General features: G+C 76.6%; 26 protein-coding genes. 21 read left to right on the top strand and 5 right to left on the bottom strand.

All coding sequences use genetic code 11. The annotated features are described in order from the left end of the window. Positions 1-19: 19 nt before the first annotated feature. The 11 genes from C8D89_RS01585 to C8D89_RS01535 all read left to right on the top strand — a co-directional run bounded on the left by C8D89_RS01585 (position 20) and on the right by C8D89_RS01535 (position 12,168). Entirely contained in the window at positions 20-880 is an 861-nt protein-coding gene (locus C8D89_RS01585) for a S1 family peptidase (RefSeq protein WP_116706303.1), read from the top strand. Between the two features lie 211 nt (positions 881-1,091). After that, positions 1,092-1,481: a hypothetical protein gene (locus C8D89_RS01580; RefSeq protein WP_116706302.1), complete on the top strand. Its 390-nt coding sequence runs from the start codon at positions 1,092-1,094 to the stop codon at positions 1,479-1,481. A gap of 170 nt (positions 1,482-1,651) precedes the next feature. Then, positions 1,652-3,676 (top strand): VWA domain-containing protein, encoded by a 2,025-nt coding sequence (locus C8D89_RS01575; RefSeq protein WP_116706848.1) that lies wholly within the window; start codon positions 1,652-1,654, stop codon positions 3,674-3,676. Positions 3,677-3,734: 58 nt separating this feature from the next. Next, positions 3,735-4,349: a cob(I)yrinic acid a,c-diamide adenosyltransferase gene (cobO, locus tag C8D89_RS01570; protein ID WP_116706301.1), complete on the top strand. Its 615-nt coding sequence runs from the start codon at positions 3,735-3,737 to the stop codon at positions 4,347-4,349. Positions 4,350-4,353: 4 nt separating this feature from the next. After that, positions 4,354-5,757: a cobyrinic acid a,c-diamide synthase CobB gene (locus C8D89_RS01565; RefSeq protein ID WP_116706300.1), complete on the top strand. Its 1,404-nt coding sequence runs from the start codon at positions 4,354-4,356 to the stop codon at positions 5,755-5,757. Then, positions 5,754-6,620 carry an alpha/beta fold hydrolase gene (locus tag C8D89_RS01560; RefSeq protein WP_165825499.1) on the top strand — a complete coding sequence of 289 codons (867 nt, stop codon included), beginning with the start codon at positions 5,754-5,756 and terminating at the stop codon, positions 6,618-6,620. The genes C8D89_RS01565 and C8D89_RS01560 overlap by 4 nt, the downstream gene beginning before the upstream one ends. After that, positions 6,621-6,968: a cobalamin biosynthesis protein gene (locus C8D89_RS01555; protein WP_116706298.1), complete on the top strand. Its 348-nt coding sequence runs from the start codon at positions 6,621-6,623 to the stop codon at positions 6,966-6,968. It begins immediately after the preceding gene. Positions 6,969-7,039: 71 nt separating this feature from the next. Beyond that, positions 7,040-7,468 carry a LapA family protein gene (locus C8D89_RS01550; RefSeq protein ID WP_116706297.1) on the top strand — a complete coding sequence of 143 codons (429 nt, stop codon included), beginning with the start codon at positions 7,040-7,042 and terminating at the stop codon, positions 7,466-7,468. Beyond that, positions 7,465-8,559: a cysteine--tRNA ligase gene (locus C8D89_RS01545; RefSeq protein WP_116706847.1), complete on the top strand. Its 1,095-nt coding sequence runs from the start codon at positions 7,465-7,467 to the stop codon at positions 8,557-8,559. The genes C8D89_RS01550 and C8D89_RS01545 overlap by 4 nt, the downstream gene beginning before the upstream one ends. Positions 8,560-8,719: 160 nt before the next feature. Beyond that, a complete protein-coding gene (locus tag C8D89_RS01540; protein ID WP_116706296.1) occupies positions 8,720-10,243 on the top strand; it encodes a hypothetical protein in 1,524 nt (507 codons plus the stop codon). A 182-nt stretch (positions 10,244-10,425) separates the two neighbouring features. After that, positions 10,426-12,168 carry a proline--tRNA ligase gene (locus C8D89_RS01535; protein WP_116706295.1) on the top strand — a complete coding sequence of 581 codons (1,743 nt, stop codon included), beginning with the start codon at positions 10,426-10,428 and terminating at the stop codon, positions 12,166-12,168. Positions 12,169-12,367: 199 nt separating this feature from the next. Here C8D89_RS01535 and C8D89_RS01530 read toward each other — a convergent pair whose 3' ends face one another. After that, complete coding sequence (locus C8D89_RS01530) at positions 12,368-13,600, bottom strand: MFS transporter (protein ID WP_243417702.1); 1,233 nt, start codon at positions 13,598-13,600, stop codon at positions 12,368-12,370. Beyond that, positions 13,597-14,271 (bottom strand): HAD-IA family hydrolase, encoded by a 675-nt coding sequence (locus C8D89_RS01525; protein WP_243417700.1) that lies wholly within the window; start codon positions 14,269-14,271, stop codon positions 13,597-13,599. Before C8D89_RS01525 ends, C8D89_RS01530 begins: the two co-directional genes overlap by 4 nt. 36 nt (positions 14,272-14,307) lie before the next feature. Here C8D89_RS01525 and C8D89_RS01520 point away from each other — a divergent pair, with 36 nt between their 5' ends. After that, complete coding sequence (locus C8D89_RS01520; protein WP_116706294.1) at positions 14,308-15,489, top strand: ROK family transcriptional regulator; 1,182 nt, start codon at positions 14,308-14,310, stop codon at positions 15,487-15,489. Positions 15,490-15,498: 9 nt separating this feature from the next. On the opposite strand, the gene C8D89_RS01515 is transcribed toward C8D89_RS01520, so the two are convergent. Further along, positions 15,499-15,909 (bottom strand): secondary thiamine-phosphate synthase enzyme YjbQ, encoded by a 411-nt coding sequence (locus C8D89_RS01515; protein ID WP_116706293.1) that lies wholly within the window; start codon positions 15,907-15,909, stop codon positions 15,499-15,501. Positions 15,910-15,962: 53 nt separating this feature from the next. On the opposite strand from C8D89_RS01515, the gene C8D89_RS01510 reads away from it, so the two are divergent. Both C8D89_RS01510 and C8D89_RS01505 read left to right on the top strand, forming a co-directional pair. Beyond that, a complete protein-coding gene (locus C8D89_RS01510; RefSeq protein WP_207786992.1) occupies positions 15,963-16,772 on the top strand; it encodes an SDR family NAD(P)-dependent oxidoreductase in 810 nt (269 codons plus the stop codon). A gap of 85 nt (positions 16,773-16,857) precedes the next feature. Then, the gene (locus tag C8D89_RS01505) at positions 16,858-18,189 is read left to right on the top strand and encodes a hypothetical protein (protein WP_116706291.1); all 1,332 of its coding nucleotides are present in this window, start codon (positions 16,858-16,860) and stop codon (positions 18,187-18,189) included. A gap of 6 nt (positions 18,190-18,195) precedes the next feature. Here C8D89_RS01505 and C8D89_RS01500 read toward each other — a convergent pair whose 3' ends face one another. After that, positions 18,196-18,663 carry a DUF4439 domain-containing protein gene (locus C8D89_RS01500; RefSeq protein ID WP_116706290.1) on the bottom strand — a complete coding sequence of 156 codons (468 nt, stop codon included), beginning with the start codon at positions 18,661-18,663 and terminating at the stop codon, positions 18,196-18,198. After that, the gene (locus tag C8D89_RS01495) at positions 18,660-19,178 is read right to left on the bottom strand and encodes a hypothetical protein (RefSeq protein WP_116706289.1); all 519 of its coding nucleotides are present in this window, start codon (positions 19,176-19,178) and stop codon (positions 18,660-18,662) included. The genes C8D89_RS01500 and C8D89_RS01495 overlap by 4 nt, the downstream gene beginning before the upstream one ends. 205 nt (positions 19,179-19,383) lie before the next feature. Between C8D89_RS01495 and rimP the strand changes: the two genes are divergently transcribed. The 7 genes from rimP to C8D89_RS01460 all read left to right on the top strand — a co-directional run bounded on the left by rimP (position 19,384) and on the right by C8D89_RS01460 (position 26,877). Further along, entirely contained in the window at positions 19,384-20,055 is a 672-nt protein-coding gene (gene rimP / locus C8D89_RS01490) for a ribosome maturation factor RimP (RefSeq protein WP_116706288.1), read from the top strand. Beyond that, complete coding sequence (gene nusA / locus C8D89_RS01485; RefSeq protein ID WP_116706287.1) at positions 20,052-21,161, top strand: transcription termination factor NusA; 1,110 nt, start codon at positions 20,052-20,054, stop codon at positions 21,159-21,161. Before rimP ends, nusA begins: the two co-directional genes overlap by 4 nt. Before the next feature lie 3 nt (positions 21,162-21,164). Next, positions 21,165-21,578: a YlxR family protein gene (locus C8D89_RS01480; protein WP_479731918.1), complete on the top strand. Its 414-nt coding sequence runs from the start codon at positions 21,165-21,167 to the stop codon at positions 21,576-21,578. Positions 21,579-21,639: 61 nt separating this feature from the next. Continuing rightward, positions 21,640-24,804 (top strand): translation initiation factor IF-2, encoded by a 3,165-nt coding sequence (gene infB / locus C8D89_RS01475; protein ID WP_207786991.1) that lies wholly within the window; start codon positions 21,640-21,642, stop codon positions 24,802-24,804. Positions 24,805-24,882: 78 nt separating this feature from the next. Next, a complete protein-coding gene (locus tag C8D89_RS01470) occupies positions 24,883-25,176 on the top strand; it encodes a DUF503 domain-containing protein (protein WP_116706284.1) in 294 nt (97 codons plus the stop codon). A 92-nt stretch (positions 25,177-25,268) separates the two neighbouring features. Next, positions 25,269-25,796 (top strand): 30S ribosome-binding factor RbfA, encoded by a 528-nt coding sequence (gene rbfA, locus C8D89_RS01465; RefSeq protein WP_116706283.1) that lies wholly within the window; start codon positions 25,269-25,271, stop codon positions 25,794-25,796. 64 nt (positions 25,797-25,860) lie between these two features. Beyond that, positions 25,861-26,877 (top strand): DHH family phosphoesterase, encoded by a 1,017-nt coding sequence (locus C8D89_RS01460; RefSeq protein ID WP_116706282.1) that lies wholly within the window; start codon positions 25,861-25,863, stop codon positions 26,875-26,877. The last annotated feature ends 12 nt before the right edge of the window (positions 26,878-26,889 follow it).

Raw genomic sequence — 26,889 nt, 5'->3', positions numbered from 1 at the left:
GAGCGGAGGGGCAGGACGGATGAGGAACAGCGCGCGGCGCGGGCTGACCGTGGCCGGACGCACCCTCGTGCTCGCCGGTGTGGCGCTGCTGCTCGGGCTCGCCGGGGCGACCGGTGCGTGGGCGGTCGTCGTGACGCCCCCGGGGACGGGCGACGGTCCCGACGGCGGGTCGGGTGAGGGGCTCGTCGTCGAGGCCGGGGTCCGCGTGGTCGGCGGGGCGCGCACCACCACCGACGAGCACCCGTGGGCGGTGTTCCTCACCGACGCGGCGGGCTTCCAGTTCTGCGGCGGCACCCTCGTCACGCCGACGAAGGTCGTCACCGCCGCGCACTGCATGGCGACGACGACCGCGTCGCAGGTCCGGGTGGTGGCCGGGCGCGACGACAAGGAGTCGACGGCGGGGGAGACCTCGGCGGTCACCTCGGCGTGGATCAGCCCGGAGTTCGAGGGCGTGGGGCAGGGCACGGACCTCGCGGTGCTGACGCTGGCGACCCCGAGCACGCGCACCCCGCTTCCGCTGGCCGGCCCGGGCGACGAGGCGCTGTACGCCGACGGGCGGGCGGCCCAGATCTACGGCTGGGGTGCGACGGCGGAGAACGGGGCGCCCTCGCGGTACCTGTTGACCGCGACCGTGCCGATGCGCGACGACGAGTACTGCCGGGCCGGCGACCGGACCTTCGACGCGGGTCGTCTGACCTGCGCGGGTTTCGACCGGGGCGGCGTCGACTCGTGCCAGGGCGACTCGGGTGGCCCGCTCGTGGCCGCCGGGAAGCTGATCGGGGTGACGTCCTTCGGGGACGGCTGTGCCCGCGCCGGCCGGCCCGGCTACTACGTCCGCATCGCTGCGGTGAGCGACGCGCTGCGGGCCCAGCTCACGTGAGCTCACGGGGAGGCGTACGGACCGGCGGGCAGGCCGGTCCGGCGAGACGGTGGCGGGACCCGGGCCAGGCCCCCGGTCCGGGTCCCGCACCGCGGTGGCGCGCCGGGCGGCACCCACGGCCCGCCGCCCGTGAAAGCGATGTTGGATTCGCTCGCGGGTTTGCCGGTCGGGGCCCGGCTGCGCGAGGGTCCCGATGTGGAGCGCTACCTCGGTGGGTGAGCGAGGGCACCGCCGTCCCGGGACCCGGGCGTTCGACGTGATGGTCGGCGCCTCGGTCACGGCGCTGATCGGCCTCGTCATCCTCTACCTCGCCGGCGTGTTCGACGTCTCCCCGGGCTTCGCGGACGACCCGAGCCCGCGGAGCTCGACCGCGCGCAACGCCTGCCAGGCCCTCGTGCTCGACGAGCTCCCGGACACGGCCGACACGGACTTCTCGGACCAGGACTCCACCGAGAGGCTGTATCCGGACCGTTCGTGGGTGATCCGTGGTCCCGTGGAGGTCGACGGCAGCTCGGGGGAGTACGTCTGCCGCCATCTCCGGGAGCTACCGCCCGGTTCGGATCACTGGCGGGCGGACCGGGTGTTCGTCCTGGGGGTCTGAGGTCGCGCTCATCTCAGCGACCGCTCAGATGTCGTGGGTTAGGGTCGGCCGACCCCGCACCCGCCGACGGATCGAGTCCCGCTCCGCTCCGTCGCCGCCAACCGTGAGGACACCTGTTGGGCTTCCCGTTCTCGGCCGTGGTCGGCCACGAGGACCTGCGTCTGGCCCTCATGCTCACCGCGGTCGACCCGGGCATCGGCGGCGTACTGGTGCGCGGGGAGAAGGGCACCGCGAAGACGACCGTCGTGCGCGCGCTCGCGACGCTGCTGCCGCCGGTCGAGGTCGTCGTCGGTGACCGGTTCTCGGTCGACGCGGATGCCGGCGAGCAGAGCCCCGACGGCCCGTTCCCCGCCGACGCGCCCCGCGAGCGGCGCCCGGCGCGGCTGGTCGAGCTGCCCGTCGGCGCCTCGGAGGACCGGGTGATCGGGTCGCTCGACCTTGAGGAGGTCCTCGCCCACGGCCGGGCCACGGTGCGGCCCGGACTGCTCGCCGCGGCGCACCGGGGCGTGCTCTACGTCGACGAGGTCAACCTGCTGCACGACCACCTCGTCGACCTCCTCCTCGACGCCGCCGCCACCGGGCGTGCCCACGTCGAGCGCGACGGTGTCTCGCTGACCCACCCGGCGGCGTTCCTGCTGGTCGGGACCATGAACCCGGAGGAGGGCGAGCTGCGCCCGCAGCTGCTCGACCGCTTCGGTCTCACCGTGCACGTCGCGGCCTCGCGGGACGTCGGCGAGCGCACCGAGGTCGTGCGCCGGCGCCTGGCGCACGACGCCGACCCCGAGCGGTTCGCGGCCCGCTTCGCCACCGACGACGACGCGCTGCGCGCCCGGCTGGTCGACGCCCGCGCCCGCCTGGCGTCCGTGGCGCTGCCGGACGCCGAGCTCGTGCGGATCTCCGCGCTGTGCGCCGAGGTCGAGGTGGACGGGATGCGCGCCGACGTGGTCCTCGCCCGGACGGCCGTCGCGCACGCCGCCTGGCGCGGGGCCGACGCCGTCGACGCCTCGGACGTGCGTGCGGCCGCCCGGCTGGCCCTGCCGCACCGGCGCCGCCGTGACCCGTTCGACGAGCCCCACCTCGGCGAGGACGAGCTCGACCGGGCGATGGAGAGGGCCGACGAGGAGGCGGCCGAGGAGCCGCCCGATCCACCCGAGCCTCCCGAGGGCGGGCCGGGTGACGGCGGCGGTCCCGACGGCGGCGGTCCCGACGGTGGCGGGCCCGACGGTGGCGGGCCCGACGGTGGCGGGCCCGACGGTGGCCCCGGCGGGGGTGCCGCGCCGCCCACCGACGGCGCCGGGGGCTCGCCGGCGGGCACGAACGGCGACACCGGCACCCCGTCGGAGGGCGGCGGCCGCGAGGAGCCCGAGCCGGCCGGCGTACCGGTGGGCGCGCCGGCGCGGACGCGGTTGCGCGCGCGGCGCTTCGAGGTCCGCGGCACGGGCGAGGGCGCCCCGGGGCGCCGCTCGCGGGCCCGGGGCCGGCGGGGCCGGACGGTGCGCACGGTGCCCGAGGCGCGCGAGGAGACCACGCTCCACGTCCCGGCCACCGTGCTGGCCGCCGCCGGGCGCGGCGCGCGGGTGGGCCGGGCCGACCTTCGCCACGCCGTGCGCGAGGGGCGGGAGGGCAACCTCGTGCTGTTCTGCGTCGACGCGTCGGGCTCGATGGCCGCGCGCCGGCGGATGAGCGCGGTCACCGGGGCCGTCGCCGCCCTGTTGCGTGACGCCTACCAGCGGCGTGACCGGGTGGGCGTGGTGACGTTCCGCGGGTCGGCGGCGACCGTCGCCCTGCCGCCGACGACCTCGGTGCACACGGCCCACGCGCGCCTGCACGACCTGCGCACGGGTGGCCGCACGCCGCTGGCCGACGGGCTGCGCACGGCGCGGGCCGTGCTGCGCACCGAGCGCACCCGGGACCCGCGTCGGCGGGGGCTGCTCGTCGTCCTCACCGACGGGCGCGCGACCGCGTCCGGCGGCCTCGACGCCGCCCTCGACGCCGCGCGGGGGCTCGCGCGCGACGCGGGCGCGGCAGGGCGGGGCGCGAGCATGAGCACGGTCGTCGTCGACTGCGAGTCCGGGCCCGTGCGCCTGTGCCTCGCCGGGCGCCTGGCCGCGACGGCCGGGGGCACGGTGGTCACCCTCGACGACCTCACCGGCGAGTCGGTCGCCGGTGTGGTGGAGCAGTTCCGGGCCTCGTGAGCAATCTTCCGGGCTATAGCTCAGAAGATCGCGCACGTGCCGACGAAGGAGGCAGAGCGTGCCGCAGGGGGTTCCGGCGACGGTCCCGCAGGACGGGCTGACGACGCGGCAGCGTCGGCGTCGCCCGCTGCTCGTCGTGCACACCGGGGTCAACAAGGGCAAGTCGACCGCGGCCTTCGGGCTCGCGCTGCGCCAGTGGACCGCCGGGTCGTCGATCGCGGTGTTCCAGTTCGTCAAGTCGGCGAAGTGGCGGGTGGGCGAGGAGACCGCGCTGCGCGCCCTCGGCGACCTCCACCGCGACACCGGCCAGGGCGGGCCCGTCGAGTGGCACAAGATGGGCGAGGGCTGGTCGTGGTCGCGCAAGCAGGGCTCCGAGGAGGACCACGCGGCGGCGGCCCGCGAGGGCTGGGCGGAGATCCGGCGCCGGCTCGAGGCGGGGGCCCACGACTTCTACGTCCTCGACGAGTTCACCTACCCGCTGAAGTGGGGCTGGATCGACACGGACGAGGTCGTCGAGGTGTTCCGGGCGCGGCCCGGCTACCAGCACGTCGTCGTCACCGGCCGCGACGCCCCGCCGGCGCTGGTCGACGCCGCCGACCTGGTCACCGAAATGACCAAGGTCAAGCACCCCATGGACGCGGGGCAGAAGGGGCAGAAGGGCATCGAGTGGTGATCGAGTGGTAGCGCTCCCGCCCCGGGTGGTGATCGCCGCCCCGTCGTCGGGCAGCGGCAAGACCACGGTCGCGACCGGCCTGCTCGGAGCCCTCGCGGCCCGGGGCGCCGCCGTCGCGCCGTTCAAGGTCGGCCCCGACTACGTCGACCCGGGCTACCACGCGCTCGCCGCCGGGCGTCCCGGCCGCAACCTCGACCCCGTCCTCGTCGACCCCGCGACGCTGCCCGGCCTCGTCGTCCACGGTGCCCGCGGCGCGGACCTCGCCGTCGTCGAGGGCGTGATGGGCCTGTTCGACGGGCGGATCGACGCCGACCCCGACCGCGACGGCTCCACCGCCCACGTCGCCCGCCTGCTCGACGCGCCGGTGGTGCTGGTCGTCGACGCGCGGGGCCAGTCGCGATCGGTGGCCGCGCTGCTGGCCGGGTTCCGCGCCTTCGACCCCCGCGTGCGGCCGGGCGGGGTGGTGCTCAACCGCGTCGGCTCGGCCCGCCACGAGCAGGTGCTGCGGGCCGCGTGCGACGAGGTCGGGCTGCCGGTGCTCGGGGTGCTGCCGCGCCGCGCGGAGCTGGCCGTCCCGTCGCGTCACCTGGGCCTGGTCACCGCCGCCGAGCACGGGGGCGCGGCGCGGGCGGCGGTCGACGCGATGGCCGCGCTGGTGGCCGCCCACGTCGACCTCGACGCCGTCGCCGCCCTGGCCCGCGCGGCGCCCGCGAGCCCGGCGGTCGCGTGGGACCCGGTCCACGCGGTCGGCGAGCCCGTCCCCGGCGCGCCCGTGGTCGCGGTGGCCGGCGGGGCGGCGTTCACGTTCGGCTACCCCGAGCACGGCGAACTGCTGGCGGCCGCCGGCGCGGACGTCGTCACCGTCGACCCCGTGCACGACGAGGCGCTGCCACCGGGCACCGCCGGCCTCGTCCTGCCGGGCGGCTTTCCCGAGGAGCACGCCGACGCGCTGAGCGCCAACGCCCCGCTGCGCGCGGCCGTCGCGGCGCTCGCGGCGTCGGGCGCGCCGGTGCACGCGGAGTGCGGCGGGCTGCTGTACCTGTCCCGGTCGCTCGACGGCGCGCCCATGTGCGGGGTGCTCGGCGCGGACGCCGCGATGGGCTCCCGCCTGGCCCTGGGCTACCGCACGGCGACCGCCTGCGCGGACTCCCCGCTGGCCGCCGCGGGCGAGACGGTCACCGGGCACGAGTTCCACCGGACGGTGACCTCGCCGCGGGCGGGGAGTGCCGCCGCCTGGCGCTGGGACGGCGCCGACCCCGAGGGCTTCGTCGCCGGCGGCGTCCACGCGTCCTATCTGCACACCCACCCCGCGGGGCGTCCGGGGGGTGTCGCTCGATGGCTCCGCCACCTGAGTGGTACGGGTCGTCACAGTGAATCAGATCACTCACCTGGCCGGAGGCCCTCGTGACCGATCGCCGCGTCACCGTCGACGGACGCACCGTCGCCCTCGTCGAGCACGGCGACCCCGACGGGGCACCCGTGTTCCTGTTCCACGGCACCCCCGACAGCCGCGTGGGCAAGGAGTTCACCGACGCCCCGGCACGTGCGCGGGGCCTGCGGGTCCTCTGCCCCGACCGCGGCGGCATCGGCGCCTCCGACCCCCTGCCCGGACGCACCGTCGCCGGCTACGCGGGGGAGATCCTCGCGCTGGCCGACGTGCTGGGGATCGACCGGTTCGCCACGCTGGGCTACTCCGCGGGCGGGCCGTTCGCGCTGTCCTGCGCCGCCGGCTGCGGCCCGCGCGTCACCGGCACCGCGCTCATGGCCGGCGCCGGGCCGATCGACGACCGCCCCGGCGCCCGCGAGGGGCTCGCGAAGTCCGACCTCGACGCGGTCCGTCTCGTCGAGGAGCACCCCCACCGCGAGGCGCTCCTGCTGCGCTTCCAGAAGTGGGCCACGCAGGCCGCGCCCTCGTCCGCGGTCGACCAGGTCTCCTCCGAGCTCTCGGCGCCGGACCGCGAGTTCCTCGCCCGCCGGCCCCCGGGCGAGGAGATGGCGTTCTTCGTCGAGGCCCTGCGCCAGGGTCCCGCGGGCGTCATGGACGAGTACCGGCTGTGGGCGAGCGCCTGGCACCTCGACTGGTCCGCGGTGACGACACCCGTGGAGATCTTCCAGGGCGAGGAGGACGGCATGGTGCCGATGCACCACGCCGAGGACATCGCGTCCCGCCTCCCCGACGGCGTCGCGCGGATCCACCGCCTGCCCGGCGTCGGGCACCTGTCGATCCAGGACCACGTGGCGGAGATCCTCGACGCGCTCACCACGCCGTAGATGCTGGTCCTCGGCGTGGGGATCGAGCCGGGCACGCCGCTCGCCCACCTGGCCGACGCGGTCGACGCGCTGGGGCTCGACGGGTTCGCGGTCGTCGCCACGATCGACATCCGCGCCGGGGAACCCGCGGTCGCCGCCCTGGCCGGCGACCGGCTCCTGCGGGTCTACCCGGCCGCCGTGCTCGACACCGTCGACGTCCCGCACCCCTCCCCGGTGGTGCGCCGCCTCACCGGCACCGGCAGCGTCGCCGAGGCGGCCGCGATCCTGGCCGCCCGCGAGGTCGGCGAGGGCGTGCTGGTGACCCCGAAGCAGCGCGGCCGGGGTGTCACGGTGGCGGTGGCGCGCTGACCGGTCCCTCCGCGGCGTGGCGTGACCCGATGGGACTCACGTCCGGGCTCGTGACGCGGGAGGATGTGCCCATGAGCGAGCAGTCCCGCTACGGTGCGCCGTCGCCCGCCGACGGGCCCACCAGTCCCGGCACCGGCGCGGTGGCACGGACCGACCCGGACGCCGGCGAGCGGACCCCACCCGCCGAGCGGCCGACGATCCCCGACGGAGCGGCCGCCGCCCGCCCGCGGGCCCGGGTGTCGCCGGGGCGCACACGGATCGGCGGGACGTGGATCGGGCTCATCCTCGGAGCCGTCGTGCTCGTGTTCCTGCTGATCTTCATCCTGCAGAACCTGGAGCCCGCCCGCGTGGTGTTCCTCGGGCTCGAGGGCACGCTGCCCCTGGGCATCTGGCTCCTGTTCGCCGCGATCGCCGGGGTGCTGCTGCTCGCCATCCCCGGCCTCGGACGGATGATGCAGTGGCGCCGGGCGGGCCGTCGCACCGGTGGGGGCCGCTCGTGAGCCCCTCGCTGCGCCTGGCCGGCGCGCCGCTGCCCCTCGTCGGACGGGCTCGGGCCTACGTCTGCGGCATCACCCCCTACGACACCACCCACCTCGGCCACGCGGCGACGTTCGTGTGGGCCGACGTCGCGGCACGCGTGCTGCGCCGCGTCGGGGTCGAGGTCGTCAGCTGCCGCAACGTCACCGACGTCGACGACGTCCTCGACGCCGCCGCCGAGCGGGCGGGTGCCCGGTTCGACAGCTTCGCCGCGGTCGGGCAGTTCCGCTTCGACCGGGACATGGCCGCGCTCGGCGTCCGTGCCCCCACCCACGAGCCCCGCGCCCACAACCACGTCGATGGCGTCGTCGCCCTCGCGTCGGCGCTGGTCGAGCGGGGCGCGGCGTACGAACGGGACGGGGCGGTGCTGTTCCGCGCCGGCCAGATCGAGGCGCCGGAGGCGCCCGCCGACCCGGACGAGACGTCCAGCGAGGCGCCCTGGCCCGCGGCCGATCACCCCGACGACGCGCTGGTCTGGCGGCCGGCGACGCCGGGGGAGGCCGCGTGGCCCAGCCCCTGGGGTGACGGGCGGCCGGGCTGGCACGCGGAGTGCGCCGCGATGGCGCTGACCGTGCTCGGGCCGGCCGTGGACCTGCACATCGGCGGCGCCGACCTGCGCCACCCCCACCACACCCACCAGGCCGCCATGGCCGAGGCCCTCACGGGGGTGCGGCCTTTCGCCCGGGCCCGGCTGCACGTCGGGACGGTGCGCGTCGACGGGCAGAAGATGGCGAAGTCGGCGGGCAACCTGCTGCTCGTCGGCGAGCTGCTCGAGACCCACCCGGCGGCGGCCGTGCGGCTGCTGCTGCTCGACCGGCCGTGGGCGCGGGCCTGGGACGTCGAGCGGGGCGCGCTGGACGCCGCCGCGGCCCGGCTCGAACGGCTCTACGGTGCGGCTGCCCGCCACGACGTGGGCGCGTTCGACGGGGCCGCGGCGGGTGCGGTGATGGAGCGGCTGCTCGACGACCTCGACGTCCCGGGCGCGCTGGCGATCGCCGAGGACTCCGGCGGAGACGCGGCACGGACGGCGCTCGCGGTGCTCGGACTGTCCTGATCCGTCCGGTGCCCCTGGTGCGGGTGGTACGGGTGGTGCGACGAACGCCTCCCGCGTGTCGGGCTGAGGCGCGCCGGTTTCCGCTGGTCGCCCCCCTACCGTGGCTCCGCGCGCCGTGGGAGGCCGGGTGACGCCCCGGCGGCGGAGGGGAGGTGGCCGCGTGGGGGTGGCGACCCGGTGGTGGCGACGTGAGGACACCGAGACCGGTGTGGACGTCTGGGGCGGACCGGACGAGGTGACGGTCGCCCCCGTGCCGCGCAGCGCTCTCGAGGACGGTCCGGGCGACGGTCAGGGCGACGGTGCGGGCAACGGAGCGGGCGACGCAGCGGGCGACGTGGCCCGGGGGGAGCGGGAGCGCGCCGAGCGCGAGGAGCGGGAGCGCGCCGAACGGGAGCGCGAGGAGCGGGAGCGCGCGGAACGGGAGCGCGCCGAACAGGAGCAGCGGGAACGGGCCGAGCGGGAACGGGCCGAGCGGGAACGGGCCGAGCGGGAACGGGCCGAGCGGGAGCAGGCCGAGCAGGAACGCCGGGAGCGCGAGGAACGCGAACGCGCGGAGCGGGAGCAGCGCGAGCAGGAGGACCGCGACCGCGCGGAACGGGAGCGCGTCGAGCGGCTGCAACGAGAGAGGGCCGAGCAGGAGCGCATCCACCGCGAGCGCCGGGAGCGGCAGCGCGCGGAGCAGGAGCGTCGTGTCGCGGCCCGTCAGGAGCAGGCCCGTCGTGAGCGGGAGGAGCGCGCCGAGCGGGAGCGTCGCGAGCGGGAGGAGCGGGAGCGCCTCGAGCGGCTCAGCCGGGTGACCACGGTCCCGGGCGCCGAGGCCGTCTCGCCCCCGCAGGCGCGGGACGCGGCGGCGCGCGAGGCGGCGGCGCGGGAGGCCGCCGCGGCCGACCGCAAGCGGCGGCGGCACCGGGTGCTGATGGCGTTCCTCGTGGCCGTGGTCGCCGTGGCCGCGGTGTGGATCATCCCGCGCCTGGTGGCCCTGGCGCTCGCGCTGGTCAGCACCCTCGGTGGCGCGGTGACCTCTGAGCCCGACCCGCCCACCGAGAGCCCGGCGGCGGCCGCCGCGGCGCCGGACGCGCCACGCCCCGAGCTGCCGCGCGGCGGGACCTCGATCGCGCCCGATCAGCGGCTCGTCGCGCTCCGCGTGGACCCCGCGGCGCCCGCGGAGGAGTCGGCGGAGCGCGTCGACGCCGCCGCCACCCCGTTCACCGCCTCCGGCCGTGCGGTGCTGCCCGCCCTCGAGCTGCCCGTGCGCGACACCGCCGACGCGCCCGCCGCGTGGCAGCGGCTCGCCGTCACCCGCGCCCACCGGCAGGTGCTGCTGCTCGCCGTGCCGGTCGGACCCGTCGGCGTCGTCGCCGCGATCGCCCCCTGGGAGCGCCTCCTGAACGAGCCCGACGTCGGCCTCGCCCTCGATGCGCCCGCCCCGCTGCCGCCCGGGGAGGTCGGCGCGACGACCGACCGCCTCGCCGCGATCGTCCGCCAGGCCGCCCTGCCGCAGAAGCTGCTCGTCGTCCCGGCCGCGGATGCCGGCGCGACCGCGCCGGCCGAGGTCGCCCTCGTCGTCCACGGCGCGGCCGAGGCCCCGGCGTCGGTGCTGCGCGGTGTCGTGGTCCCACCGGACGACGCCGAGCCCCGTGACGTCCTCGCCGCGCAGCCGGACGCCGTCCTCCTGCGTGGATGATCCCTCCCGGTGCTCCCGCGGACCGATCACGTCGGCTCGGCGGAGCACCCGGAGCGATCACGCGGTTCCGGCCTCCGTGAACGCGGACCTCGCGCGCCCGGACGCAGCGGAGAGCGCGTTCGCCGCAACAGGACGAGGACCGGCCCGGCAACCCGCTTCCGGCACGTCGTTACGCTCGGAACATGGCACGAGGCGTCACGCGGATGTCGGGTCTGTTCCTGCGCACGCTGCGCGAGGATCCGGCCGACGCCGAGGTCGTCAGCCACAAGCTCCTCGTGCGCGCCGGCTACGTCCGCCGCGTCGCGCCGGGCATCTACTCGTGGCTGCCGCTGGGCATGAAGGTCCTGCGCCGCGTCGAGGCCGTGATCCGCGAGGAGATGGACGCGATCGGGGCCCAGGAGGTGCACTTCCCGGCGCTGCTGCCCCGCGAGCCCTACGAGGCGACGGGACGCTGGACCGAGTACGGCGACACGCTGTTCCGCCTCAAGGACCGCAAGAAGGCCGACTACCTGCTCGGGCCCACGCACGAGGAGCTGTTCACCCTCATGGTCAAGGGGGAGACGAGCTCCTACCGCGACTTCCCGGTGACGCTCTACCAGGTGCAGACGAAGTACCGCGACGAGGAGCGGCCCCGAGCGGGCATCCTGCGCGGCCGCGAGTTCACGATGAAGGACTCGTACTCGTTCGACCTCTCCGACGAGGGCCTGAAGGACTCCTACGACGCGCACCGCGTCGCCTACCAGCGCATCTTCGCCCGCCTCGGTCTCGAGGTGCAGATCGTCTCGGCGATGTCGGGCGCGATGGGCGGCTCGGCGTCGGAGGAGTTCCTCGCGCCCTGCGACGCCGGCGAGGACACCTACGTCCGCTGCCCCGCCACCGGCTTCGCGGCCAACGTCGAGGCCGTGACGACGCCGGCGCCGCCCGAGCAGCCGGTGGATGACAAGCCCGAGGCGGTCGTCCACGACACCCCGGACACGCCGACGATCGAGACGCTCGTCGACCACGTCAACACCCTCGGGCTGGGGCGCACCTTCACCGCCGCCGACACCCTCAAGAACGTCATGGTGAAGACGCGGCTGCCCGGCGCGGGCGAGTGGACGCTGCTGGGCGTGGGCGTGCCCGGCGACCGCGAGGTGGACATGAAGCGCCTCGAGGCCGCCGTCGCACCCGCGGAGGTCGCGCTGCTCGAGGACGCCGACTTCGCCGCGAACCCGTTCCTGACCAAGGGCTACATCGGCCCGGTCGGCCTGGCGAAGAACGGGGTGCGCTACCTCGTCGACCCCCGGATCGTCACCGGCACCGCCTGGGTCACCGGCGCCGACGAGGAGGGCCGCCACGTCGTCGACCTCGTCGCCGGCCGCGACTTCACCCCCGACGGCACGATCGAGGCCGCCGAGGTCCGGGAGGGCGACCCCTCGCCCGACGGCGGCGGCCCGCTGGTCGCCGCGCGCGGCATCGAGATGGGCCACATCTTCCAGCTCGGCCGCAAGTACGCCGAGGCGCTCGGGCTCACCGCGCTGGGCGCCGACGGCAAGCCGGTGACCGTGACGATGGGCTCCTACGGCGTCGGCGTCACCCGGGCCGTCGCGGCGATCACCGAGCAGCACGCGGACGAGAAGGGCCTGGTCTGGCCCGTCGAGGTCGCGCCGTACGCCGCGCACATCGTCATCGCGGGCAAGGACCCGGCGCAGGCCGAGGCCGCCACGACGATCGCCGACGGGCTCGCGGCGGCGGGCCTCGAGGTCCTGCTCGACGACCGCAAGGCCTCGCCCGGGGTCAAGTTCGCCGACGCCGAGCTGCTCGGGATGCCGACCCTGGTGACCGTGGGCCGGGGCCTGGCGCACGGCGTCGTCGAGGTCACCGACCGGGCGTCCGGAGAGCGCCGCGAGGTCCCGCTGGAGGACGTGGTGGCGGCCCTGAGTTAGCGAGATCCGGGCGACCGCGCGCGGGAGCACAGGGGCGTCGGTGCTCCCCAGTGGCTCGGCGCACGCCATCGCGTCGAGGACCAGGTCGAGATCCGGCTCACCGAGGGCGGTGGCGACGGGCGCGAGGCTCGCGCACCCCTGGCCGACGAGGTCGTGGGCGTTGTGCGACCGGGCTCGGGACCCCCGCGGGAGCGCCCGGTCAGCGCGCGGTGCGCCGCTCCAGCCCCACCGAGACCGCGAGCACGACGAGCCCGATCAGCGGCAGCGCGGCGCCGACGGCGGCCGGGGCGTCGAGGCCCAGCCCCGCGGCGAGCACCACCCCGCCGAGCGCGGCGCCGACCGCGTTGGCGACGTTGAACGCCGAGTGGAAGGTGGCGGCGGCCAGCGACGGGCCCTCGGCCGCGAAGTCGATCAGCCGGCCCATGAGCGCCGGGCCCGCCGACATGCCGACGAAGCCGAGCGCGAACAGGCCGACGGTGGCGGCCAGGGCGTCGTGCGCGGCGAACACGAACGCCACGAGCACCATCGAGTACACGGCGAGGGCGATGGCGATCGTCCGCCGCGGGGCGCGCTCGGCGAACCGGCCGCCCGCGACGTTGCCGATCGTCATCCCGACCCCGAGGGCGCCGAGCATGAGCGGCACGGTCGTGGCCCCGACGCCGGCCTGGTTGGTCAGGATCGGGTTGATGTAGCTGTAGACGGCGAAGAGCCCGCCGAAGCCGGCGGCGATCACGCCGAGGGTCAGCCACACCTGCGGGCGGGTCAGCGCGGTGAGCTCGCCGCGGATGCTGCCGCCGCCGGCCTCGCGCGGGTTCGGCACGAGGGTGACGACGGCGAGCACGGTCACCAGCGCGATCGCGGTCACCGCGACGTAGGCGCTGCGCCAGCCCAGCGTCTCCCCGAGCCAGGTCGCGGCGGGGACGCCCACGATGTTGGCGATGGTCAGCCCGAGCATCACCGTCGCGAGGGCGCGTGCCCGCCGTTCCGGGGGCACGAGGGCCGCGCCGAGGACGGCCGCGGTGCCGAAGTACGCCCCGTGCGGCAGGCCCGCGAGGAAGCGTAGCGCGACGAACGGCACGAACGACGGCGCCAGTGCGGACAGGGCGTTGGCGACGACGAGGAAGACCGCCAGCGCCACCACGAGGTGCTTGCGCGGCCAGCGCGCGCCGACGAGGGCGATGAGCGGGGCACCGACGACCACACCGAGCGCGTAGGCGCTGATCGCGGCGCCGGCGGCCGGCACGGAGACGCCGAGGTCGGCGGCGAAACCGGGCAGGACGCCCATGCTCGCGAACTCCGTGGTGCCGATGGCGAGCCCGCCGAGCGAGAGCGCGGCGAGGCTGACGCCCGCGGGCACGCGGGAGCCGCGGGCCGGGCTGTGGCGCGGGGCCTCCGCCGCGGGCGCGGGAGCGGTCGAGGTCAGCGGGGTCACGCGGTCACCTCCCGGGAGAGCAGGGTCAGGACGTCGTGCAGGGTGTCGATCGCGAGGTCGGCGTCGCCGCCGGCCGAGCGGCGCAGCCCGGCGACGGTCGCCCCGGCGGCACGGCCGGCGGCGACCCCGACCGGGGTGTCCTCGACGACGAGGCAGTCGGTGGGGTCGACGCCCAGGAAGTCCGCGGCACGGAGGTAGCCCTCGGGGTCCGGCTTGCCCGCCGCGACCATGTCGCGGGGGACGAGCACCGGGAACTCGAGGCCGGCGGTGCCGAGGCGGGCCCGGGCGAGGCGGGTGTCGGCGCTGGTCACGACCGCCCAGGGGGTGAACGTGGCGGTCAGGTCCGCGGTGAGCTCTGCCGCGCCGGGCGCGGCGACGACGTCGTCGAGGTCGACGTACTCGTGCTCCAGGTGGTCACGCGTCGCGATCGCGACGAGCGCCTCGTCGAGGTCGGGGCGCACGCGCCGCACCGTGGCCTCGGCGGGGTGTCCGGTCATCACGGCGAGCACCGCGAGCGGGTCGACACCCCAGCGCCGCGCCCACGTGCGCCAGGAGCGCTCGACGGCGCCGTCGGAGTCCACCAGGGTGCCGTCCATGTCCAACAACACGGCCGCGAACGAGTCCGGCCGGTCCAGCACCGCGGGGTGCAGCGTCACGGTGCCTCCCAGCACGACGAATATTCTCGTTCTCCGAGCATAATCGCGCCCATGAGCACGTCAACGCCGACCGGACGTGAGCCCGGTCGCGCCCGCGTCGACCGCTGGCGCACCAGCGCGGAGGTGCTCGACGCGGTCCGGCGCGAGCCCGGGCTGACCCGCGTCGAGCTCGCCCGCCGCCTCGCGCTCTCCAGCGCGTCGGTGACCGAGACCGTCACCCGTCTGCGGACGGCCGGCTGGCTGGACGAGCACCGGGCCCCCGTGCACGGGCGCGGACGTCCCACGACCTCGCTGGTCCCGTGCCCCGACGGCCCGCAGGTGGTCGCGGTCGACCTGCGTCACGAGGACTGGCGCGTCGGCCTGGCCGGGCTCGACGGCGAGGTCGGCGGCGTCCTCGGCGCCCGCCACGACGGCGACCCCGACCAGGTGGCCGTCGCCCTGCGCGACGCCGTGACCCGCGTGGCCGCCGGGCGCCGCGCCGTCGCCGTCGGCCTCGCGGCACCCGCCCCGGTGTCGGCGGACGGGCTGGTGGAGGCCGGGGAGCTGGCCTGGGACGCCGTCGACCTGGGCGCGGTGACCGCGGGCCTGGGCCGGGTCCCGCTGCGCGTGGGCAACGACGCCACCCTCGCGGGGGTCGCCGAGGCCCGCACCGGGGCGGCGGCGGGGGCGGGCACGGCGGTCTACCTCACGGTCGAGGTCGGGCTCGGCGGCGCGATGCTGCTCGACGGGCACCCGCACCTCGGCGCCCGCGGGGCGGCGGGGGAGTACGGGCACCTGCCCTTCGGCGACCCGGCCCGGCGTTGCGCGTGCGGCGCGAGCGGCTGCTGGGGTCCCGAGGTCGACGGGCGCGCGCTGGCCCGCCGGCTGGGCGACGCCCCGCCCGCCGACCCGCGCTCCTGCGCGGAGGAGGTCCTCGCGCGCGCCGCCGCGGGCGAGCACAACGCGGTGGCGGCGACCCGCGCCGTCGCCGCGTGCCTCGCCCGGGGCATCGCCGGTGTGGTGCACGTCCACGACCCCGACGTCATCGTGCTCGGTGGTCTGGCCCGCGCGCTGCGCGCGGCGCCGGGCTTCGACGACGCCTACGTCGGCGGGCTCATGGCCTTCCGCCGTGACCGGCCGGTGCCCGTCCTCGATGCGGTGCACGGCGACGACGGCGCGCTGCACGGCGCGGCCGCGCTGGCCCTCGACCACGCGACGAGCGCCGAGGGGCTCGCGGCGCTGTGCGGGGACTGACGGGCGGGATCAACCGGCGAGCAGGCTCAGGCGGACCTTCCGGGTCGGGTTGTCGCCGTTGGTGTCGACGAGGCACACCGACTGCCAGGTCCCGAGCGCCAGGCGCCCGTCGAGCACCGGCACCGACATCGACGGGGCGACGAGCGCGGGCAGCACGTGGTCCCGCCCGTGACCGGGGGAGCCGTGGCGGTGCGCCCACCGGTCGTCGGCGGGCAGCAGCTCGCGCAGCTGGGTGAGCAGGTCGTCGTCGCTGCCGGCCCCGGTCTCGATGATCGCGACCCCGGCCGTGGCGTGCGGTACGAACACGTGCAGCAACCCGTCCGGGGAGCCCGCCCCGCGCACGAAGCGCGCGCACTCGTCGGTGATGTCGCGGACCGTCTCGTGGTCGCCGGTGCGGACCTGGATCTCCTCGCTGTACACGCCGACCGAGGGTAGGCGGGGACCGCGCGGGGCGAGGGTCCAGAATGCCCGCCGTGCAGCCCGCAGCAGGACAGGGACGAGTGGCCGTCGCGGTCGTGACCGGGGCCGGACGGGGGATCGGGGCGGGCCTCGCCGCGGCGCTCTCGGCCCGTGGGCACCACCTCGTCGTCACCGACGTCGACGCGGCCGCCGCGGAGGCGACCGCCGAGACCCTCGACGGGCCCGCCACGGCGATGCCCCTCGACGTGCGCGACCCCTCGGCCCACCGCGCGGTGGCCCTGGCCGCGGCGGCGCTGGGCGACGTCACGGTGTGGGTCAACAACGCGGGGGTGCTGTCCACGGCCGCCGCGTGGGAGGCCGGAGACGACGAGGTGAGCACCACCTTCGAGGTCAACACCCTCGGGCTGGTGCACGGGAGCCGTGCGGCGGTCGACGTGATGCGCCGAGGCGACATCCTCAACGTCGTCTCGCTGTCCGGCCTCGGCCCGACGCCCGGGTTCGCGGCGTACGGCGCGAGCAAGGCCGCCGCGCTGAGCTACTCGCAGGCCCTGGACATCGAGCTGGCCGCCGCGCGCCGGCCGCTGCGGGTGCGCGCGCTGTGCCCCGACGTCGTCGACACCTCGCTGGTGAGCAACGTCGCCCACCGGCCCAGCGCCGCCCTGCTGTTCACCGGCAGCCGGCTGCTCTCGATCGACGAGGTCGTCGACGCCGGCATGGGTCTCCTCGGCTCCCGCCGCGCGATGCGGACGGTGCCGGGGTGGCGCGCGGCGCTGCAGCGCACGTCGGCCGCGCTGCCCGGCGTGGCGCGCCTCGCGGTGCCGATCGTGGCCCGCGTGGGCGAGCGGCGCCGCCTCTCCCGCTAGACCTGCCGGCCGGGGGTCGTGATCGGAACGTGACCCTCTCGGCTACGTTGACCACGGTCCCTGTCCCCCGAACGTGGAGGATCGGATGCTGGTGCTCGCCCCCGATCCCCGCCTCGGTATCGCTCCGGAGCGGGTCGCGCGGGTCCGCGCGCTCCTCGACGACGCGGCGGCGGGCGCCCCGGTGCCGGGGGTCGTCGTGGCGCTGCCCGGCGGTCCCGACGGCGTGCTCGACGCCGTGGTGCTGCGCCCCGACGGGGTGCTGGGCCTCGCGCCGTTGCCCGCGGGCGAGCAGGAGGCGGCGCGCGAGGCGGTCGCCGCCGGCGGCGGTCGTCTCGACACCCCGCCCACGGGCACGGCCCGGCCCGCCGTCGGGGTGACCGGACCGACGGCGCGGGAGGCCACCGAGGAGCTCGACCGCCTCCTGGGCCTGTCCGACCCGGCCTGCAGCGCCCCGCGCCGGGTCCTCGGCAGCCGCGACGACACCACCGCCGAGGAGGCCCTCGTCGCGCCCGTCGGCTCGTTCCGCGTGGTGGACGTCGAGGACCTGCGCCGCCTGCTCGCCGCCTTCCGGCTCGGCGACCACGTGCCCGGGCCCGCCGAGCTCGCCGACGCCGGGTTCCTCGACCCCGAGACGCCGGCCGTGCACGCCGGTGCGGCGCCGAGGACGGCCCCGGTCCCGGTCCAGGAGCAGTCCCCGTCCGTGCCCGGGCTCCCGCCGACCGGCCGCCTCCCCGCGAACGCGCCCGAGTCGTCCGGGCCACCCCAGGGCGGGGCGATCGGACTGCTCGCGGGTCCCGGCCGGGCGCGCCGTGCCGGACGGGCCGCCCGTGCCCGCTACGGGGGCTCGCTGCCCGACTGGGTGTGGGGCTGGCAGGGCCTGACCGTCGCCGCGATCGCCGCGTTCCTCCTCGCCCTCGGCCTCGCGTTCCTGGTGGGCCGCGCGGCGACCGGCGGCGGCGAGCCGACGCCCGATCCGAGCGCGACGCGCACGGTGGACGGGGTCACCTTCACCCGCCAGGTCGCGACCTCCGACGTGTCCTGTGACGGGCACGCCTACGGTCAGGCCGCCGCGTTCCTGCGCGAGCGCGGCTGCCTGCACCTCGACCGCTCGCTGTGGTCCGGCGTCGCCGAGGGCGAGGAGGTCGTGGTCGCGGTCGCCACCGTCCGGATGGCCGACACGACGACGGCGAGCGCCTTCCGCTCGCTGGTCGACAGCAACGGCACCGGCAACATCTCCGACCTGCTGCGCGAGCAGCGCGGCTACCCCGGCGCCCCGCGAGCGCTGTCCGGCCAGGGCTACGCCTCGGCCCAGCTCGGCGACCGCGTGGTCGTCGCGGAGGCCGACGGCATCGACCCGGACTTCACCGACGGCGAGGCGCTCGACCGCATCTCGCGCGCGGGGCTCGCGCTGCGCTGAGCCGCGCTACGCCCCCGCGCCGGCGCCCGGGAACGCGGGCACGAGCGGGCTCCGGCCGGCGACGCGGCGCCAGACCACCGACGTGGTCGTCGCCGCGGTGACCGCGTCGAGGGCGAGGTGGCGCAGCTCGGCGTCCTCGTCGGCGCTCGTGCGCTCCGCCACGGCGCGCCATGCGGCCGCGACGTCGTCCTCGGCCACGATCGCGAGTGTCGCGGCGGAGGTGGCGTCGGTGACCGGCGACGGCGGGCGGTAGGCCGCGGCCGCGGGCGGCGCGGTGACCCCGCGACGGGCGAGCAGCGCGACGACGGCGTCCCTGCGTTCCCGGTGCGCCTGCGCGGTGGCGGCGAGGTCGGCGGCGCTGACCGTCGGCAGGTACGCCGAGACCAGCCCGTAGCACCAGATCGCCGCGTGCTCGGTGCCCAGCGCGGCGAGAACCGCGTCCTGGAGGTCGTCGTCGAGGCTCGGGGGTGTCACGCGAGCACCGTCACGTAGCCGGCGCACGCGGCCGCCACCGAGATCAGCAGCCCGCACCGATGGGGCTCGGTGGTCAGGGCGAGTGCGCCGGCGCCGTCGCGGGCCGCGGCGAGCGAGCCCCGCAGCGCGGTGACCGCGGCCGCGGCGCTCGCGGGCGGTGCGGCGGGCGCGGCGGGGGCGGCGTCGACGGCGGGCGCCCGCTCGGGACGGGCGCGCCGGATCTCGGCGGCGAGGGCCTCGGCGTGGGCGCGGCGGGCGTCGGCGAGCGGGGTGAGGCGGTCGGCGAGGTCGGAGAAGGCGGCGACGGCCGCGGCCGCGGTGGCGACGTCCGCCCGGGCCGCGGCGAGCGGGGCCTCGAGCTCGTCGGGACCCTCCGGCGCGCGAGCGCAACCGACGCCGGCGAGGCCCGCGAGGCCCGCGAGCAGGGCGACGGTGCCCGCGCCCCGCAGCACCGTCCGCCGGGGGGTCCCCGGCGTCGGCGCGGCGTCGGCGGCGGGGCTCTCCACGGCGACCACGGCGGGCCAGTGTGCCAGCCGACCCCCGCGCCGCCGTCGGCCGCGCGCCGGGGTCGCGCGGGGGCGAGCGCTACGCTGGACCACTGCGCGACGCCCACCGCGTCGCGCCCCGCCGACCATCCCGGCCCGCCCCGCACCGACCGTCGTCGCGACCCCCTCGCGACGCCGTCGGCCCCCACGGCGGGCCCGCCCGTGAGGAGCCCCGTTGTCCCGAGGGACGTCCCCCGCGCCCGCGGGCGACAGTCGTGATCCGACTGCCGCGCGGTTGCGCCCGGCCGTCGTCGACGTCGTCGAGGCGGCCGGCTTCGTGCTGGACGACCTCGAGGTGCGCCCGGCCGGGCGGCGCCAGGTCGTGCGCGTCGTGGTGGACACCGCCGAGGTCCCCGGCCCTCACGACCCGCCCGCGCCGGGCCCCGACCTCGACGCCGTCGCCGGCGTGAGCCGCGAGCTCTCACGGGTGCTCGACGCGATGGACGACGAGGCCGATCAGGGCGCCGCTCCGGCGGGCGAGTACACGCTCGAGGTCACGACGCCGGGTACCGACCGGCCGCTCACCCGCCCGCATCACTGGCGGCGGGCGTGGCTGCGCCGCGTGGCGGTGACCCGTACCGACGGCTCGGCGCTCACCGCGCGGGTCGGTCCGGTCGGCGACGACCCGGGCGGCGACGACGCGGGAGCCGGGGAGGCGGTGGCCGTGACGCTCGCGGAGGGCACCCCGCGCGGGCCGGTGCTGCACCGGCTGCCGCTGGCCGAGGTCCGCAAGGCCGTGGTCGAGGTCGAGTTCAAGCCGGCACCGGCCGCCGAGGTCGAGGCGCTGGTCGCCGCCGCGACCGCCACCGACGGGGCGGGCGCCGAGGGACGGGAGGGACGGTCGTGAAGGTCGACATCGCCGCGCTGCGCGCCATCGAGCGGGACAAGGAGATCCCGTTCGAGACCGTGCTCTCCGCGATCGAGACCGCCCTGCTCACCGCCTACAAGCAGAACGGCGGGGAGCACCCGAAGGCCCGGGTCGAGGTCGACCGCAAGACCGGCGACGTGGCCGTGCTCGTGCCCGAGACGAGCGAGGACGGGGAGGTCGTCGGGGAATACGACGACACCCCCGAGGGTTTCGGTCGCATCGCCGCCGCGACCGCGCGCCAGATCGTGGTGCAGCGGCTGCGCGACGCCGAGCACGAGCGCACCTACGGCGAGTTCTCCGCGAAGGAGGGCGAGGTCGTCGCCGGGGTGGTCCAGCGCGACGCCCGCGCCAACGCCCGCGGCGTCGTCGTGGTCGAGATCGGGTCGATCGAGGGCGTGCTGCCCGCCGCGGAGCAGGTGCCCGGCGAGCGCTACGAGCACGGCTCCCGGATCCGCTGCTACGTCGTCGGGGTCAACCGGGGCCCGCGCGGGGTGCAGGTGACGCTGTCGCGCACGCACCCCAACCTGGTGCGGCGCCTGTTCGCCTTCGAGGTCCCCGAGATCGCCTCGGGGGCCGTCGAGATCGTCTCGGTGGCCCGCGAGGCGGGGCACCGGTCGAAGATCGCGGTGCGGTCCACGGTCCCGGGGCTCGGCGCCAAGGGCGCGTGCATCGGCCCGATGGGCGCGCGCGTGCGCGGCGTGATGAGCGAGCTCAACGGCGAGAAGATCGACATCATCGACTGGGCGGAGGACCCGGCCACCTACGTCGGCAACGCCCTCTCGCCGTCGAAGGTCGTCTCGGTGACCGTCGTCGACGCCCGCGCCCGCACCGCCCGGGTGGTCGTGCCCGACTTCCAGCTCTCCCTGGCCATCGGCAAGGAGGGGCAGAACGCTCGCCTCGCGGCGCGGCTCACCGGCTGGCGCATCGACATCCGCTCGGACGCGGAGGTGGCACCCGCGGAGGACCTCGGCGGCGAGACCGGTGGGGACACCGGCGAGGGAAGCGGCCGAACCGGTGATCCGTCCGGCCCGCTCGGGGTCCCCGGTGGCGGGGTCGAGCGGCCGTCGAGTGGCGCGGTAGAGTGACCGGTGGCCCGAACCCGCGAGCCCGGTCGTGGGGTGGCGCCGGATCGTGGTCGTCGGGGTGACGATCCCGGCCCGGTGCGCACCTGCGTCGGCTGCCGTTCGCGGGCCTCGGCGTCGGAACTCCTGCGGGTGGTGGCCGCGGACGGGGTCGCGAGACCCGATCCGCGGCGTCGGTCGCCCGGTCGCGGTGCGTGGGTGCACCCCGATCCGGGCTGCCTCCACCGTGCGGAGCGCCGATCGGCGTTCCCCCGGGCGCTACGTGTCCCGGGGCCGCTGGACACCGGTGCCCTGCACGCACTGCTCGACCCGGAACCCGTCGCCACGCCCACCGGGTCGCACGACAGGCGCGACGACCGTCGCGCTCGTACCAGGAAGCAGGTCGACCCCCATGAGCCAGCCGTGAAGCCCTCCCGATGAAGGCGCAGGCGTAGGACACGAGGTCGCGGGCCCCCCGCTGACCTCGAAGATGAGGAGATCAGTGGCAGGAAAGGCCCGGGTGCACGAGCTCGCGAAGGAGCTCGGCGTCACCAGCAAGCAAGTACTCACCCAGCTCGAGTCCCTCGGCGAGTTCGTCAAGTCGGCGTCCTCGACGGTGGAGGCCCCCGTCGCGCGCAAGCTGCGCGACTCCATGTCCGGCGGCGGCAACGGCGGTGCCGGCAACCGCCGGCCGCGTCCCGGCGCGGCCCCGGGTCCGCGGCCCGGCGGCGGCGCGCCCAAGCCGGGCCCGTCCGGCGGCTCGTCCGGTGGCGCCCCCCGCCCCGGTGCGACCCCCGGCCCGCGTCCCGGGCAGACGCCCGCGGCCGACGGCGCGGGCACCAGCGGCGCCCCGCGTCCCGGCCCCCGTCCCGGCGCCACCCCGGGCCCGCGTCCCGGCGCCCAGCCCGGCGCGACCCCCGCGGCGGCGTCGGCGTCCCCGGCCCCCGCGGCGCCGGAGGCTCCCGCGACCGGTGACACCACCGGCGGCCAGGCGCCGAGCGCACCGCGCCCCGGCGGGGACCGTCCCCGTCCCGGTGGCGACCGCCCGCGTCCGGGTGGCGCGCCGCGGCCCGGTGCCGAGCGTCCCGCCGAGCGCGGTGGCGACCAGCGCCAGGGCGGAGGTCGAGACGGCCGGGACGGTCGTGACGGCCAGGCCCCGCGCCCCGGTCAGCAGCAGCAGCGTCCGGCCGCGGCGGCGGACGCAGGCCAGGGCGGTGACGGCTCGACGGTCGCCCCGCGCCCGCAGGCCCCGAAGCCCGGGCCGAAGACCCCGCGCGTCGGCAACAACCCCTTCGGGGTGGGCTCCGGCGCCCCGCCGCGCCCGCAGCGTCCGCAGCCGGGTCAGGGCGGCCCGCGTCCGCCGCGTGACGGCGAGGCCGGCCCCAACGCCGCGCCGCGCCCGCCGCGTGACGGCGAGCGTCCGGCGGCGGCGGACCGCATGCCCCGTCCCGGCGGCACCGGTGGTGCCGGGACGTCGGCGACGCCGGGCAACATGCCCCCGCGTCCGAACCCCGGCATGATGCCGTCGCGCCCGTCCGGCCCGCCCGGACGCGGTGGTCCCGGTGGTCCCGGTGGTGGCCGTGGTGGTCCCGGTGCGGGCCGTGGTGGCCCCGGCGGCGGTCGTCCCGGCGGCGGTGGCTTCCGCCCCGGTGGCGGTGGCGGCGGCGCTCCCGCGGGCGGCGGCGGGTTCCGCGGTGGCGGCGGTGGCCGTCCCGGCGGTCCCGGTGGTCGTGGTCGTGGCGGTGGTGCCGCGGGTGCCTTCGGGCGTCCGGGTGGTCCCGCGCGTCGTGGACGCAAGTCGAAGCGGCAGAAGCGCCAGGAGTTCGACAACATGCAGGCGCCGTCGGTCGGCGGCGTCCGCCTGCCCAAGGGCAAGGGCGAGACCGTCCGGCTGCCCCGTGGCGCCTCGCTGACCGACTTCGCGGAGAAGATCGACGCGAACCCGGCCTCGCTGGTGCAGGTGCTGTTCCACCTCGGTGAGATGGTCACGGCCACCCAGTCGGTGTCCGACGACGTCCTCGAGCTGCTCGGCACCGAGATGAACTACACGGTGCAGGTCGTGTCCCCCGAGGAGGAGGACCGCGAGCTGCTCGAGTCGTTCTCGATCAGCTACGGCTCCGACGAGGGCGGCGAGGAGGACCTCGCGGCCCGCCCGCCGGTCGTCACGGTCATGGGTCACGTCGACCACGGCAAGACGCGCCTGCTGGACACCATCCGCAAGACGAAGGTGGCCGAGGGCGAGGCCGGCGGCATCACCCAGCACATCGGCGCGTACCAGGTCGACACCGAGCTGGACGGTGAGGACCGCAAGATCACGTTCATCGACACCCCGGGTCACGAGGCGTTCACCGCCATGCGTGCCCGTGGTGCGAAGTCCACGGACATCGCGGTGATCGTGGTCGCGGCCGACGACGGCGTGATGCCGCAGACGGTCGAGGCGATCAACCACGCCCAGGCGGCCGACGTGCCGATCGTCGTGGCGGTCAACAAGATCGACAAGGAGGGCGCGAACCCTCAGAAGATCCGCCAGCAGCTCACCGAGTACGGCCTGGTCGCCGAGGAGTACGGCGGCGAGACGATGTTCGTGGACATCTCCGCCCGCGAGAACATCAACATCGACGGCCTGCTCGAGGCGGTGCTGCTCACCGCGGACGCCTCGCTGGACCTCCGGGCCAACCCGGACATGGAGGCCCAGGGTGTCGCGATCGAGGCACATCTCGACCGCGGCCGCGGCCCGGTGGCCACCGTCCTGGTCCAGCGCGGCACGCTGCGCGTCGGCGACTCCGTCGTCGCCGGCGACGCCTCGGGCCGGGTGCGACGGATGCTCGACGAGTACGGCGACGACGTGCAGGAGGCCCTGCCGTCGCGCCCGGTGCAGGTCATCGGCTTCACGTCGGTGCCCGGCGCCGGCGACACCTTCCTCGTCGTCGACGAGGACCGTGTGGCCCGCCAGATCGCCGACCGCCGTCGGGCCCGCGAGCGCAACGCCGAGCTGGCCTCGCGCCGCAAGCGCGTCTCGCTCGAGGACCTCGACGCGGCGCTCAAGGAGACCAACGAGCTCAACCTGATCATCAAGGGCGACAACTCCGGGACCGTGGAGGCCCTGGAGGACGCGCTCACGAAGATCGACGTGGGCGACGAGGTCCAGTTGCGGATCCTCCACCGCGGGGTCGGTGCGATCACCGAGGGCGACATCAACCTCGCGATCGCGTCGAACGTCATCGTCATGGGCTTCAACGTCCGTGCCGAGGGCAAGGCCACGGAGCTGGCCACCCGCGAGGGCATCGACATCCGCTACTACTCGGTGATCTACCAGGCGATCGACGAGATCGAGCAGGCCCTCAAGGGCATGCTCAAGCCGATCTACGAGGAGGTCGAGCTCGGCACCGCGGAGGTGCGGGAGGTCTTCCGTTCCTCGCGGGTGGGCACGATCGCCGGTTGCCTGGTGACCGACGGGATCATCCGGCGCAACGCCAAGGCGCGCCTGGTCCGCGACGGCGCCGTGGTGGCGGAGAACCTCACGATCAACTCGCTCAAGAGGTTCAAGGACGACGCCACCGAGGTCCGCGACGGCTACGAGTGCGGTCTGACGCTCGGGTCGTTCAACGACATCAAGGTCGAAGACAAGGTCATGACCTACGAGATGCGGGAGAAGCCGCGCGAGTAGGCGTTTGCGCTCCGCGCTCGTGAGTGCTCGCCCGTGCCCCGGCACGGGCGAGCACTCACACCTCCCGAGAGGGCGACGGTGTACGTAGGTGCGCTCGAGCTCGACCTGCTCCTCGGCGACGTCGGCTCGATCAAGCAGAAGCGCTCGGTCGTCCGCCCCGTGGTGGCGGAGCTCAAGCGGTACGGGGTGTCGGTCGCCGAGGCCGGCCACCTCGACCTGCACCGCCGCGCCCTCATCGGGGTGGCCGCGGTCGCCGCCGACGCCGCGCACGTGTCCGACGTGCTCGCGCGGTGCGAGCGGCTCGTGGCCGGCCACCCCGAGTTCCAGCTCCTCTCCGCGCGGACCCGGTGGTTGGGTCCGCACGACGAGTGAGAGCCCCGTCCGCCCGCGCGAACGGGGAGTTCGTCCGCGTAGAAGCAGCGAACGCCACGTTCGCTGCGCCGAACCCACGAAGGAGCACCGCCATGGCCGACGCGCCACGGGCCCGCAGGCTCGCCAAGCGGATCTCCCAGATCGTCGCCTCCACGCTGGAGCACGAGGTCAAGGACCCGCGCCTGGCGATGGTGACGATCACCGACGCCCGCGTCACGGCCGACCTGCGTGAGGCGACCGTCTTCTACACCGTCTACGGCGGCGAAGCCGAACGTGCCGGCTCGGCCGCCGCGCTGGCGAGCGCCCGCGGGGTGCTGCGCACCGCCGTCGGCCGCCAGACCGGGGTGCGGTTCACGCCCACCCTCGAGTTCGTCCCGGACGCGGTGCCCGAGGGCGCCGCCCGCCTCGACGAGCTGCTCGAGGGCGCCCGCCGCGCCGACGCCGAGGTCGCCACCCTGGCGGTCGGCGCCTCCTACGCCGGCGAGGCGGACCCCTACCGCAAGCCTCGCGAGGACGACGACCTCGACGAGGTGCCGGTGGGTGACGAGGCGGACGGGGCGGAGCGCGACGACCGCGCGGACGTCACCGTCGACGGTGACGGGGCGCGGTCGACGCGCTGACCACTGCTCCGTACCGTCACGCCGACGCCCACAGAGGGCGCGGGACGAGGGGAGCGCACCGGACATGGCGGTGCCCGAGCAGCAGCGCGAGGAGGTCGTGAGCCGTCCGGTCGACCTGGCCGAGGCGGTGGAGCTGCTCACCGCGGCCCGCCAGGTGGTGCTGCTCGCCCACATCAACCCGGACGCCGACGCGCTGGGCAGCGCGCTGGCCCTCGGGCTCGCGCTGCACCGGCGCGGCGCGCACGTCCAGGTGTCGTTCGGGGCCCCGGAGCGTCCGGCCGAGTCGCTGCGTGACCTCGACGTCGCCGGCCTCGTCGTGCCCGCGCACCGGGTGGTGCACGTTCCCGAGCTGCTCGTCGTGCTCGACACCGGCAGCGTCGACCGTCTCGGCCCCCTCGCCGACCGGGCGGCCGCGGCGGGCACGACGCTGGTCATCGACCACCACGTCTCGAACTCCGGTTTCGGCACGCACTACTACGTCGATCCTCGGGCCGAGGCGACCGCGGTGATGGTGCTGCACCTGCTCGACGCCATGGGCGCGTCGGTCGATCTCCCGACCGCGCGGTGCCTCTACGCCGGGCTCGTCACCGACACCCGCAACTTCCGGGCCGCGTCACCCGACACCCACGCCATGGCCGCACGCCTGCTCGTGGCGGGTGTCGACGCGGAGGCCGTGACGCGCCCGCTGCTCGACACCCACCCGTTCGCCTGGCTCTCGATGCTCTCCGCGGTGCTGGCCACGGCGACCCTCGAGGTCGACGAGGCCCGCGGCCTGGGCCTGGTGCACGCCCTCGTGCGCCGTGACCTCGTCGACGGCGGGCGCCAGGAGGAGGTCGAGAGCGTCATCGACGTGTTGCGCACCACCGCCGAGGCCGAGGTGGCCGTCGTCCTCAAGCAGGTCGGCGAGTGCCGCTGGACCGTGTCCTTGCGCTCGAAGGGCCGCATCGACGTCGCCGCGGCGGCGTCCGCGCTCGGCGGGGGCGGGCACCGCGCGGCCGCGGGCTTCACCGTCGACGGCGACGCCCCGGCCATCCTCGACCGCCTCCGCCGCGCCCTCGCCGACGCCCCGTTGCTGGGGTGAGCGTCTGTCAGC

Origin of the sequence: Actinomycetospora cinnamomea (assembly GCF_003096675.1) — a bacterium.
Lineage (GTDB): Bacteria > Actinomycetota > Actinomycetes > Mycobacteriales > Pseudonocardiaceae > Actinomycetospora > Actinomycetospora cinnamomea.
The sequence above is the reverse complement of the archived record's forward strand: the minus strand, read 5'-3'. Positions and strand labels throughout refer to the sequence as shown.